Annotated in this window: 10 protein-coding genes; 5 read left to right on the top strand and 5 right to left on the bottom strand. The window is 40.2% G+C overall.

Translation table 11 applies throughout. From position 1 onward, the window contains the following. Window positions 1-258 precede the first annotated feature (258 nt). The 3 genes from ACE1CA_RS19400 (at window position 259) to ACE1CA_RS19390 (ending at window position 1,664) form a co-directional block, all read left to right on the top strand. The gene (locus ACE1CA_RS19400) at window positions 259-513 is read left to right on the top strand and encodes a Nif11-like leader peptide family natural product precursor (RefSeq protein WP_413278121.1); all 255 of its coding nucleotides are present in this window, start codon (window positions 259-261) and stop codon (window positions 511-513) included. 68 nt (window positions 514-581) lie between these two features. Continuing rightward, entirely contained in the window at window positions 582-1,193 is a 612-nt protein-coding gene (locus ACE1CA_RS19395) for a hypothetical protein (protein ID WP_413278120.1), read from the top strand. A 66-nt stretch (window positions 1,194-1,259) separates the two neighbouring features. Beyond that, entirely contained in the window at window positions 1,260-1,664 is a 405-nt protein-coding gene (locus ACE1CA_RS19390; RefSeq protein WP_413278119.1) for an HMA2 domain-containing protein, read from the top strand. A 9-nt stretch (window positions 1,665-1,673) separates the two neighbouring features. Here the strand turns inward: ACE1CA_RS19390 and ACE1CA_RS19385 are convergent, their stop codons facing one another. Together ACE1CA_RS19385 and ACE1CA_RS19380 are read right to left on the bottom strand one after the other, a co-directional pair. Continuing rightward, the gene (locus ACE1CA_RS19385; protein ID WP_413278118.1) at window positions 1,674-3,083 is read right to left on the bottom strand and encodes a 1-acyl-sn-glycerol-3-phosphate acyltransferase; all 1,410 of its coding nucleotides are present in this window, start codon (window positions 3,081-3,083) and stop codon (window positions 1,674-1,676) included. Between the two features lie 18 nt (window positions 3,084-3,101). Next, window positions 3,102-6,977: a hypothetical protein gene (locus tag ACE1CA_RS19380; protein ID WP_413278117.1), complete on the bottom strand. Its 3,876-nt coding sequence runs from the start codon at window positions 6,975-6,977 to the stop codon at window positions 3,102-3,104. Between the two features lie 486 nt (window positions 6,978-7,463). Between ACE1CA_RS19380 and ACE1CA_RS19375 the strand changes: the two genes are divergently transcribed. After that, window positions 7,464-8,039 carry an FHA domain-containing protein gene (locus tag ACE1CA_RS19375; protein ID WP_413278116.1) on the top strand — a complete coding sequence of 192 codons (576 nt, stop codon included), beginning with the start codon at window positions 7,464-7,466 and terminating at the stop codon, window positions 8,037-8,039. Window positions 8,040-8,125: 86 nt separating this feature from the next. Here the strand turns inward: ACE1CA_RS19375 and ACE1CA_RS19370 are convergent, their stop codons facing one another. From ACE1CA_RS19370 to rpmG, 3 genes are all read right to left on the bottom strand, one after another. After that, a complete protein-coding gene (locus ACE1CA_RS19370; protein ID WP_413278154.1) occupies window positions 8,126-10,171 on the bottom strand; it encodes a ribonuclease catalytic domain-containing protein in 2,046 nt (681 codons plus the stop codon). A gap of 101 nt (window positions 10,172-10,272) precedes the next feature. Continuing rightward, the gene (gene rpsR / locus ACE1CA_RS19365) at window positions 10,273-10,488 is read right to left on the bottom strand and encodes a 30S ribosomal protein S18 (protein ID WP_413260543.1); all 216 of its coding nucleotides are present in this window, start codon (window positions 10,486-10,488) and stop codon (window positions 10,273-10,275) included. A 68-nt stretch (window positions 10,489-10,556) separates the two neighbouring features. After that, complete coding sequence (gene rpmG, locus ACE1CA_RS19360; protein WP_073594966.1) at window positions 10,557-10,745, bottom strand: 50S ribosomal protein L33; 189 nt, start codon at window positions 10,743-10,745, stop codon at window positions 10,557-10,559. 100 nt (window positions 10,746-10,845) lie between these two features. Between rpmG and ACE1CA_RS19355 the strand changes: the two genes are divergently transcribed. After that, the gene (locus ACE1CA_RS19355) at window positions 10,846-12,090 is read left to right on the top strand and encodes a molybdopterin molybdotransferase MoeA (RefSeq protein ID WP_413278115.1); all 1,245 of its coding nucleotides are present in this window, start codon (window positions 10,846-10,848) and stop codon (window positions 12,088-12,090) included. Window positions 12,091-12,160 lie beyond the last annotated feature (70 nt).

The raw sequence follows: 12,160 nt of genomic DNA, 5'->3' as shown, positions 1-12,160 counted from the left end.
CGTTACGTTATCACGCTTCGCACCCTACGGTTAGCATAAAGTTGTTTGTTGGCAAGTGACCCTTGATACGAAAATCTTTAACTTATGTCAAGATTTAGTGAAATTTTTAATCTTTTCACATATCCTGACAAATATCTCTCATTTAATTTTGTCAATTTAAGAGTAAGCGATCGTACTTACTCTCACATTTGAGTCGCCAAAAAGTAGCGACTTCAGGAAGATTTTTTGCACCAAAATTTAACAAAGGCGAGGTAAATTATGTCGCAAGAATGTGCCATTAAGTCTCAAGAATGTGCCGCACGCTTTTTTAAAGCTATTCAACAAGATCATGCTTTACAAGCAAAACTCAAAGCTACGGACGATCCAGAAACTTTTGTAAATATTGCCGCAGAACGTGGTTATAACTTTACAGTTGAACAACTGCAAGCTGAAATCGAAAATTTGTCGCCTGAAGAAATAGCAGCAGTAATTAATCCTGGTATTGGCCCTCGGCGGCATTTAGTACCAAGATAAGTTGTAGCAAATCATTGCTCAGGTAACTGGCACAATTGGATTAGCATTTTCAACGGAGCATTCCGAAGATGACACGCACTCCGATTTTGCAACCAGGACAGAGTTACACTTTTCGGCAATATTTTGAGTTGCCCTTTGAACCTGATGACATTCTAGCGGAACTGGGCTTTACCCTTGACCGTGCTGAATTAGATTTAGCTCGGTATTCTGGTGAACTCGATCGCCTGGAGGAGTCACAGCGGCGCATTCGGGAAAACTTACAGTATGTCAGCCTGACGAGCGAACAGGCACGTCGGGAACTTTTAGTGGCACCGATCGTAACTGATTTGTGCCACTATACTCGTTCTCAATTGCGGATTGAGTATCCGCTGGTGGTGAATGATTGGCTCAAGGGCAATCTCGACTATTTTGTACGGGCGAACAATACGTTTTTAGTGGTGGAAGCAAAGAACGATGACTTGGCACGAGGCTTTACCCAATTGGCAGCAGAGCTCATTGCATTAGACCAGTGGACAAACTCGGAGCAATCTATCCTTTATGGATGTGTGACTACTGGCGATATTTGGAAGTTTGGGCAACTCCACCGCTGGGAAAAACTTATTGTGCAAGATATCAATCTCTATCGCGTTCCTGGTGATTTTGAGGATTTGATGCGAATTCTGGTGGCAATTTTGCAATAGGAATTTCTAACAATAGATTTCTATAATACTAGTTGCATACAATTAATTCAGTTACAGGAATTACTTATGCCAGTGATGACAAAAGAGGTACAGGAAGGTTTAAGTTTTCAGGTTGTTCACTCAATACCCGGACGCATTCGGATTCGCATTTCTCACTTACTTGATAATCCAGAATACGCTAATAAACTTAAGCAATTAATTGAAGCGTTAGATTTGGTTACTCATGTTAGGTTTAATCCAGCAGCTAATTCTTTGGTAGTGGAATACAGAATTAAAGGCGATCGCAACTCTGAAGAGATAATTAAAGAACAAATTTTTCAGGCGATTAATCCCACCAAAAATTTACAGAATCAAGTTGAGGAATCCACTCAAATTGAACAACTAACTCAAGTTGAAGAAGTGACGGAGGAAGAGTTAGCTACTAAAATTAATCCTGGTGTTGGGCCTAGACACCATTTGAAGCGAAACTAACAGAAAGTTTTAGGGATTTTTGATAATTAATTTCTCTAATGCTGTTTGCAAATCTTGAGTGAGATCGTTGACAGCTTTACGACGACTAGCTTTATAAGTATCCCAGCGAGAGGAAACTGAAAGGGGATTTTCGATCGCCATTTCCACTCTTTGTTTACCTAATTTGGGACGTTTAAAAGGATTACCTCCTTTGATGCGAGTTAACATATCCCATAATAGTAAAGTTGTTTCGGCAAACCTTTCTACAGAAGGTTTTTCGTAAACATATTTACCTGTGACAGCGACAAAACTTTCTACTAATCTCATGTGCCACATTCGCAGAGATGCTTCTTCGGCAATGCGATCGGCTAAACCTTTTTCTAGGGGCGATAAAGCTTCTAAATTTTTGATATCTTCCCGATAAATCCAATCCCATCCTGTTTGTTCTAACTTGCGACAGCGATCGATTACATTGCCTTTAGTAGGAATATTAAAACTCTCTTCTGCTACTTTTAATGCTGTGTCTAATAATGCTTCTAACCTCAGAAATAAAAGTTCGCTAGGGTTACTAACTGAATCTGGAGAAATTTCCGGGGGAGTTTTATGATAAAACTTGGTGTAAAAATCCTCCATTAATTTAAGTATATGAAATCCCAAACGATACAACCTTTTATATAAAATTGCTTCTTTTTCGCTGGTAAATTTCATTCCATCTGGTGTGGCAATTTCCAAAGTAGAACTTTGAGATAAACCGCTATCAATTTCTAATTGAGTCAGCAACTTTTCTAAAGATGCCCAAGGCGGATCGATGTAGTAATATTGAATTCCTATTGGTACGAGGAAAACTTCTTCCAAACGTTTCGCTGCTAATAAGTCTTCCACACACCAAAAACCCATTTGGGCAATTCCTGGTTCAATGGGACTAACAATTTCATTATGTCCATTTGTTGCACCTTCTGGAGATGCCATCATGGGAAATTGCCCATCAACAAATAGTTGGCGAATTGAACGTAACCCCGCCCGATCTAACTTTCCTCGATGGATGGGAGTTCCACCTAATTGAGAATAAAGCCAACCGACTGAAGAACCTGCCCAAAGAGGAATTCCTCGATCGTAAATGAAATGTGCGATCGTCGGTTTTTTTAACGATACACCTTGTTGTTTAGCTGCTTTTGGCAACAATTTGGTTAAGAGATACATTAAAGAGTATGGATCGTCAACGCTAGGGTGACGAAATGCCATTAAAAAGCGAATTTTGTTGGACTGAAATTTCTGGTATAAATCAATTAAAATATCTAAGTTTTCGGCTTTGATTTCGGCTATTGTAGTGCGCGATCGCAACCATAACGGTAACACGAATTCGCAAACTTGGAAAACCAAAGGATTGAAGTTTGGCGGAATGAATTCTAATTTTGGTTGAACTTGAATATTAGTAGTCATTGTTAGTTTTAATGTAAATTATTCCCAGTTTTGTAATTCAGTAATCCAGTTTCTTAATAAAGTTGTTAGCTGTTCGCGCCGAGTTTCAAAGTTAGCAGCTATCCAAATAAACACGATCCCAACCAATAAACCAATTAACCATTTAAAAAATGAGTAACGGAAGTTAAGAATTACTAATTGATTAAAGGCATTGATTAAAAAAGCGATCGTTCCAATATACAGAAAAGCCCGAATTCTGAGCGCTAATCCCGCAAAAATTGCTACTATACTTACGATACCAGAACCTAAGCCCGTCCATTGTTCTGTCCAGAGAGAAACTAAACAAATTGTACCAATTCCTAAACAGCGTAAGTAATGACGGTTTTCTCTTTGTTCTGGTTGCTTTAAATCAGGATCGACTTGAGCAATATATAGTAAACTTAAACCAACAGGAATAACATACCACAAAGCATTTGTCATTCGTAAATCTAAAAACCAACGCCACAATGTCCAGTTAATTAATGCTGCACTAATGTAAGTAAAACGGATTTGCCGATCGAGCCAAGCAATAATAACATAAAATCCAGCAGCAATTAGTAAACTAACTGGGTGGACAATTAAGCGAGTTTCCCAAATAATTACTAAGGGCCAAACAATTGCTGCTACTAACCAAGGTCTTTTAGGCCAACCCCAATTTTGCCAAGGTAAGATATAGAAAAAGTATGCCACAAGGCAAGCGATCGCCACTCGAAAAGGTTTCAAAGGGTCGGAAAATAACACTTCGACTGGCGTACCTTGCCAGTAAAATCTAATCGCCGCAGCTTCTAAAAGTCCCAAATAAACCCAAGTTTCTGCCAAGTTTAAGTTAGGATTGTTGCGCCCTTGTAAAATTGCATATTGAATCAAAAATAAACCTACACCTAATCCGACAAATCTACCACTTTGAACTGGATTGATAATAGCAAACATTAATAAAAAGCTACTCCAAGCCCAATGTAAATGAGCAATTATTTTTAATTCTTCTTGTGTAATTGGTAAATATCGCAACAACCAAGGTGATAACACCCGATAAGCGTACATAATACCAGTACCAAGCGCTGCCATTGCAATTAAACCATCGCCAAATCCTCCTTTATTTGATTGGAGAAGTTGATAAAGTAATAATTCATAAGCTGAAGCAGAAACACCGAATAAACCTAAATAAAGTAAAGGTTTAAATTCTTGTCTGCGTCTACCGATACCAATAGCAATTAAAGAAATTGCCATTGAACTTAAACCTGTCCAATCAGCAAAATTATCCCAACGTAAAACACCAGCTAAAATTCCATAAATTAGCGGAACAATGTGCAAACTTACAGGGAATCTTTCTGCATCAACTTTGCGTCGCCACCAATCACCTAAAAGCTGAGTTGTTAAACCTAAAGCAATATTAGCTATGCTTAAATTAATTAAGGAACGACTAGTAAAACCAATAATTTCTGCGGTTAAAAGTTCTATACTCCAAGCTAAGGCAAAGATTGCTAAATTAGTTGGTTGTTGCCAATTTCGATAAGCAATAGCGACAAAGGTCAGAATTATTGCAATTAAAACAGCAGTTGAAGGGGTGAAAAATCCTGAATAAACGCTTGCTGAATGGAAGGTTAGCAGTAATAGTTCTAAACTACAAAGAACACTTGCCCATCTATCAGTTGCTTCGGTGTAAACTCTGGCTAAATTGTTGTTTTTTCTAGTAAGAAAACTGCGAATTAGCCATAATGTGTTGATTGCGATCGCCAAAGCAATCAACCAAGCTGGTATAGACTCTCTAGGAAATCCTAAAACTCTATCCCAAAGCAATTGTCCAGCAAAAGCTAACCCAAAACCTATCGTAATTACTGCTGATACTAAATGTTGTAAATATCCCGTATTTACAACCATCAATACTGTAGCTAAACCTAAACCAAATAATCTGGTTTCGGGAAAAGGAAACAGCAAAACTTGCGCCAAAATATTAGCAGCTATACTTAATGAAGCAGCTAATTCTCGGCGCGAACTTCCGCCAAAAGTTGCCACGCCAGTCAGCGCCAAAGGTGTAATTAACCATAGCAAACTCGGTATAGGATTATTGTCATTAATATTAAGGGGAATTACATAAGTCAACGCCGCTAAACTTAAACCTAAATCCCACGAACTGCGCCGCCAATTTTGTTGGGAACTGGGGATTGGGGATTGGGGATTGGGGACTGGGGTATTGCTGATACTAAATATGAATTCTGTTACCATTAAACCTTGTAAAATTGCCATCCAGATATTTACATTTAAATTTGGCAATAGATAGTCAATGGTTGAGGTAATTGTTAGTAAGCCAGAAATGTGAGTTAGGTAAACTAACGATCTGCGGGGGCGTTTTTGCGTGACAAATGCTAAGGTTAGGGTGGATGCTAGGAGGTTTAGCGATCGCAACAAAGGATTGATGAAACTAATAATAGTCAATATCAAACCTAAAACTAAAGCTATTCCTTCCCCAAACTTTACTAAATCAGGTTTCTGTCGTTTTTCTAACCAATTAGTCACTCCGACAATAAAAACTACATAAGGAAATAACACCACGCCTAACAAAGCGAAAGAGTGACTTTCTGCATTAGCTAATTGGAGGGCTGTATTAACTAAAGTTTGTTGAATGTTGACAGGAACTAACCGCCAAAACAAGAAAATTGCCTGAAAACCGATTAGTAAAAAAGCTGCTAAATCAAACTTGCGCCAAAAGCGTTTTAACCGATTATTAAAAAACCATAAACCTATGCCACTTACTGCTAAAGCTTGTCCGGGAAATTCATATACTGAAACAAACCAACCTAAAAATATTAAACTTCCTCCCCATACTTCCCAGTTTACTTGAGAAAATGGTGGTGCAGAAGTTAAAGGATTTGGTCTTTGTTGGGATAGCCAAGCCAAAAGCCAGCCACAAATTCCGATCGCTAAACCTAATTGGGTAATTTCTACAGGAGGTCTAGTTAAGAAAATTGCCCTCACTAATAAAACCCCTACTGCATAAATTACCGCTGTAGTTACTCTTTGAATATTGGCGATCGCTAATTGATTATTTTCTCCTAATTCCTCTGTTCTTCCCCAATTCCGATAAGTATAAACAGTCGCTAAACTAGTACCAACAATTCCTAAATAAACAGCGATTATGGGATAGCCGAAAAATCTCCAACCCCAATGCAAATAACTTAAGCCTAAATAATTAATTAATCCCCAATAATTTCGATAGTAACGCTGAGGTTTTAAAATTAAAATCGTAATTCCTGTCAAAGCAACAGAAGCAATTCCTACTGTTAGCCATTCCCAAATATTTCCCCACAGACGAAAACCGTCCATTGCCCAGAAATTCACAGGAACTAAACACAAAGTTACCGCCTGTAAAGTTTGGGCTGTTAATTGTAAATTACTTTGTTTACCCGCCCAAAAACTGACTAACCAAAAAATTAAAGTATAACCCAGTAGAATTGCGTACTGTCCAAAAGAGGGAAACTTCTCCCATTGAGTAGCTGCCAACAACCCGGAGGAAACTACCACCATGAAAACACCTAGAAATAACAGCCACCTGACGCTAAGTTCCGCCATGAGTGACTGTAAAATCAGGTTAATTCGGTTTGATGGTTCCTGAGTAGTGACTTTTCTTCTGGGAGTTGCAGTTTCCCCTGCTACAGGAACAACAAAATCTGATTGATTGTGGCTTTTTTCTGAAGGAACGGTTGCTGTTGCAGTTACTTCTGGTAAACTGCAAGTCAGGTATTGTCGAGATATTTGTTTGACTTGGGCATCAGTCAGCAAACCCAAGCGTAACCAAGCATCTAAACCTGCCAACAGTTCTGGATGAGAGGAACTGGTGGTGACTTCTATTCTTACCAAGCGAGAATTTGAGGATGACATGAGATGGCTACCACAGCTAGAAACCCAATCATGACTTCATACCAAATGATATTCGCCGCCTTTCAGAAGAACACGACGTTTAGTATGCCAGTTCGATAGCTGTCTGAAATTAGGTTTTATGATAAATTAGGAGAAAATACGTATAAACTAAGCACAATAGTAATACTTTTTAAATAAAAATTGCCTATCAATGGCAATTTTTCATTATAATTACCCAGATAGGGAGTTTATCTGTTGAATACTTACCACAGATATACAGTGTAATTATCTAGCTAATTCTTCGCAAAATCTTTATAATTTTCAGCGATCGCCTAAAAGTATATAAAGTTTTGGTAAATTACTACCTTTGAGTGATTGTTAAAAATAAATTAATGTAGTAAACCTTTATCTAGACTGTTGCACCATTGATTAAAAATAGCATTACCTGTTGTGCAAAGGTGCATCTGTAGTAGTTATTGTTTTTCGCACATTTCTTGAGAATTCGGTATGCTTTCAAACCTAACTTACCCCAACCAAGACAAAGACAAAGCTTTCCAGTTTTTAGAAAAAAGCACTTCTTTTTTACGTTCTTTAGTAGCCAACTGTCGGCATGATATTGAAGAATTAACAACAGTTATGGAGCCAATTTTAAATGCTCCTAAACGTTGTGAAGTAGCGCCTTTCTATATTCAGGCTGTCAGTACGGGAAAATCCACCTTTTTGGTAACTAACCTTTCCCATGCCGAAACTGTTCAAATTGTCGATTGTGCAGAACAATGGCTAATTGGACGTAGTAAATCGGATTGTGCGATCGCTATTCCCGATCTCTCAATCTCTCGTTGTCACGCTATTTTGAGCCATGAAGCCGGAAACAACTTCTTTATTAGAGATGTGGGCAGCAGAAATGGCACAAAAGTCAATGATAAACGATTAATGAGCTTAGATAGTTGCTTGCTGCAAGACGGCGACTTAATAGAATTTGGATTAATTCAAGTAGAATTTTTTCTCACTAGCTTTATCGAAGAAAATGAAGATGTTTGGCTGAATAGTGAAAATGTCATAAATGAAGGTTTATTGGTATAAAAGCAAAACGCAGAAGGTTGCCCTAAAAGCTGTTTCTGCGTTTGCTAACCAACTTTGTATCACCAAAGTTTTCCTCATAAATTTTGTTAACTAGCTGTTGCTTGTGCTGTTTGTTCGCTGGTTTCTTCAAACTTAATTACATCTTGGCGCGGATCGACGTAGCTGACGCGAACATCTAAACGATCGCCCAACAGAACCGATCGTCTAAAGCCCATCGGCAACTCTAAACCCAAATCTTCCAACAAAATTAACCCTAACCCGTCATCTTCCCTCAACCAACGCAGCAACAAAGCTTGCCAAACTTGTCCGGGGTTACGCCGCAAATATTCCAACGCCCAATAGCGATGAGTTTGACGTTCCACCAAACTAGCTTCCTGCGTCACCATTGACACACTCATCATCACTTCCCTTAATTCATCTGCGGAAAAAGGCAAAGGATCGCCCCGCAAATGCGCTTTAATTTGGAAATGAGCTAACAAATCGCTGTAACGGCGAATGGGAGAAGTCACCTGACTGTAAGTATTCAAGCCCAAACTAGCGTGACGTGCCGGAGTAATGCTAACCTCGCTCCGAGGCATCCGACTCCGCATTGCACAAGCACGGGCAGGCCCAGCAGGAAGCACCAATAACTCTTCTTCGGAAGGCAGTTCTGGTTGTGGTTGACTGCGGAAAGGCAAAGCTAACCCATGTTCTTGACCATAACGGGCGGCTACTTCCCCAGTCAAAATCATCATTTCCGCAACCATAGTCCGAGATTGAGAGTCATCCAAAACTTGAATATGGATTTCGTCACCTTCTACCTTAATCAGTCCTTCCGGCAAATTAATCGTAATAGCCCCTTGAGACTGTCGCCAAGCTTGCCTGATTTGGGCTGATGAGGCGATCGCAGCTAACTCTGGTTCTGCTGGAACTGCCAGATCCAGCATCTCATCTACATCTTCGTAAGTCAGGCGATAAGTAGGCTTAATAATCGTCGGATGAATACTGTACTCTTGCACTGCACCCCTTTCATCCAAAATTACCCCAAAACTGAGAGCAGTACAAATTTTCCCCTGTACCAAACTCATTGGCCCGGTTGCCAACTCGGTAGGAAACATGGGAATCATTCCTGTGGGCAAATATAACGTAGTGCTACGCCGTCTTGCTTCCAGGTCTAACTCATCTCCCGGCATTACCCAACGACTGGGGTCAGCAATATGAATCCACAAACGTTCTCTACCGTCGGGAAGTTTTTCCCAACTTAAACCATCATCAATTTCCTTGGTACTCTCGTCATCAACTGTATAAACCTTAAGATGGGTGAGATCCAAGCGATCGCTATCCGGGTCTGGTGGTGGAGTATCAATACGCAGCTGAGCCACTTCTAGCACCTTATTTGAAAAGTGAACTGGAATCTGGCTGCGCCGGAGAAACAGGTTTTCATGGTAACTCCACAATCCCAATTTCACCAACAAATCAAAAGCCGCTTGCGGGTTTGTTGGTAATTCTAGAGCAGCCAAAGTTTCCTGGGCTAAAGCTCGCCCAGTAGCTTCCTCTCCTAGTATGACGTACCTTTCTAACGCATCAATCCGATTGCGATATCTAGGTTCCGAAAATGCCTCACGGACATTACTGTAAGATTCTAATAGTTTACCAGCGATTATCTGCTGTAACAGCGTCAAAAACTCTTCTGATTCGCGTTTTCGTTGTTCGGCTACTTCGATTTGGTGTTTGATTTCTCCCACCAAAGTTGCCGATCGTGGTTCGTAGCGATCGTTCTTTTGCTTAAAATAAATCTTATCTTCCGACAGGAGGTAATATGCTGCATAACACTGAGCTTGATTTTGCTCCGAAAACAGCAACATTGCCATCCCTGGAACATTTACACTTTCTCCGGTTTCTGCCAAAATTTCCCAAGCCACTTCTAAACTCGAAGGGTCGAGATAGGTTTCTACCTCTTGGCGAAACTGCGGAATTTCTTTTGGCTGGTATATTGCACCGTTAACTTCATAAGTGACTTGCCGGGGATGAATATTGTAAGATTGTCCGCGATCGTCAACTACAATCCAGTTAGTTTTGCCATCTGGACGTTCCGCAACGGCTAAACGCCGTTCTCCATGTAATCTAAATTCAACCAGCCTTCCCTTTTCCACAATTGCCAAAATCCCCAGACTGCAAATATTGGGAGTTGTGAGTTTTGAGTTTCCGCTTTTGATGGGGAAAACTCATCACTCATCACTCATCTATTTTTGGTTTAACCTTCTTGGTTAATAAATGGCAATAATGCCAGAATTCTTGCCCGCTTAATAGCAATAGTCAAATCTCTTTGCTGTTTAGCGGTCAAACCAGTAATTCGACGGGGCAGAATTTTACCACGCTCGGTGATAAACTTGCGGAGCAAATCCACATCTTTATAGTCGATGGGTTCGCTAGGCTTAATGGGAGATAGGCGACGACGATAATATGTCATGGTCAATTTTCCTTGGCAATAGATCCTTGGGTCATTGGTCGCTAGTTAAAGGTAACTATGACTAATGACTATTTGATTTCTTTGTGAACGGTATGTTTGTTACAGTGGGGGCAAAACTTTTTCAGTTCTAGCCTCGCCGTCGTATTCCGACGATTTTTTGCTGTGGTATACCGAGAAACACCGGGCGATCGCTTTTCCGGGTTAGTGCGACATTCGGTGCATTCCAATGTCACAATGATGCGAACACCTTTAGCCATAATTTTACAAACTCTAAAGTCTGGGCAGAATTAAACACAAATATCTATCATTTCATATTTCGGGTAACTTCAGCAACTCTTCGCTAGAGTTTTTCATCCCATGCTATCAGTCCAACAAGCCGAACAAATTATCATCAATTCAGTTCAACCCCTCGCTACTGAGAGGGATATAGAAATTGTAGACCTTTTGGGTGCATCCGGGCGGATTCTTGCCCAAGAAATCATTAGTCAGCTAGACTTTCCCCATTGGGATAATTCCGCGATGGATGGTTATGCCGTCCGTCATGCTGACATAGCTGGATGTAATGCCGAAAATCCAGCTATTTTAGAGATTATCGCAGAAATTCCCGCCGGAAAAACCCCGCACAAATCAATTCTCCCCGGACAAGCGGCGCGAATTTTTACAGGTGCAATGATGCCAGCTGGGGCGGATACTGTAGTCATGCAGGAAGTCACTCAGCGATCGGGCAATTCTGTCACTATTTTAGACGCTCCTGCACCGCAAGCCTTCGTTCGCCACCAAGGTTCATTTTCTCAAGCGGGAACAGCTTTACTTTCTCCGGGAATTAGCATTGGCGCAACGGAAATTGCTGTCCTCGCTTCTGCCCAATGTATCCAAATTCCAGTTTATCGCCGTCCGGTTGTGGCAATTTTCTCCACAGGCGACGAACTGGTAACGCCCGATCGACCTTTAAAGCCCGGTCAATTGGTAGACTCAAATCAATATGCTTTGGCAACTTTAGTAACGCAAACTGGCGCAATACCCAAAATGTTAGGGATTATTCCAGACGATCCAGAACTGCTAAAAAATACGATTTCTCAAGCTTTAGAATCTGCGGATATTGTCATTTCTTCGGGCGGTGTTTCTGTCGGTGATTATGATTTTGTCGATCGCATTCTCTCTTCATTAGGTGGAGAAATTCACTTTCGGGCTATTGCCGTTAAACCTGGAAAACCCTTAACTTTTGCTACTTTTAATTTTTCTAGTGAGCGATCGTCAATTCTTTATTTTGGTTTACCCGGAAATCCGGTTTCCTCATTAGTAACTTTTTGGCGATTTGTCCAACCAGCAATTAGAAAATTTTCAGGAATTTCTGATTTTTGGCAACCAATATTTGTCAAAGCAAAAACCCAACACAGTTTTAAATCAGATGGCAAAAAAGAGTCTTATTTTTGGGGACAATTACATTTAGTAAATGGCGAATATGAATTTACTTTAGCTGGTGGTAGCCAGAATTCAGGAAATTTGATTAATTTGGCACAAACTAATGGTTTAGCAATTTTACCAGTGGGAAAAACTTTAGTAAATGTAGGAGACTTAGTGCAAGTTTTACAAGTACAATAATAAAAGTACGTTGTTGCGCTTTAGCGCTCTTATCCCAAGGTAATAAGAGCGCTAAAGCGCAACAACGTAC

The sequence above is a fragment of the Floridaenema evergladense BLCC-F167 genome (assembly GCF_041929205.2).
GTDB classification, from domain to species: Bacteria; Cyanobacteriota; Cyanobacteriia; order Cyanobacteriales; family Aerosakkonemataceae; genus Floridanema; species Floridanema evergladense.
Note: the sequence above shows the minus strand (reverse complement) of the source record. Positions and strands in the feature narration are given on the sequence as shown.

Bases quoted from the DNA above. Each gene is read 5' to 3' on its own strand.
- rpsR (WP_413260543.1), bottom strand. From the start codon at position 10,488: ATGACATATTATCGTCGTCGCCTATCTCCCATTAAGCCTAGCGAACCC.
- ACE1CA_RS19380 (WP_413278117.1), bottom strand. From the start codon at position 6,977: ATGTCATCCTCAAATTCTCGCTTGGTAAGAATAGAAGTCACCACCAGT.
- ACE1CA_RS19400 (WP_413278121.1), top strand. From the start codon at position 259: ATGTCGCAAGAATGTGCCATTAAGTCTCAAGAATGTGCCGCACGCTTT.
- ACE1CA_RS19355 (WP_413278115.1), top strand. From the start codon at position 10,846: ATGCTATCAGTCCAACAAGCCGAACAAATTATCATCAATTCAGTTCAA.
- ACE1CA_RS19395 (WP_413278120.1), top strand. From the start codon at position 582: ATGACACGCACTCCGATTTTGCAACCAGGACAGAGTTACACTTTTCGG.
- ACE1CA_RS19375 (WP_413278116.1), top strand. From the start codon at position 7,464: ATGCTTTCAAACCTAACTTACCCCAACCAAGACAAAGACAAAGCTTTC.
- rpmG (WP_073594966.1), bottom strand. From the start codon at position 10,745: ATGGCTAAAGGTGTTCGCATCATTGTGACATTGGAATGCACCGAATGT.
- ACE1CA_RS19385 (WP_413278118.1), bottom strand. From the start codon at position 3,083: ATGACTACTAATATTCAAGTTCAACCAAAATTAGAATTCATTCCGCCA.
- ACE1CA_RS19390 (WP_413278119.1), top strand. From the start codon at position 1,260: ATGCCAGTGATGACAAAAGAGGTACAGGAAGGTTTAAGTTTTCAGGTT.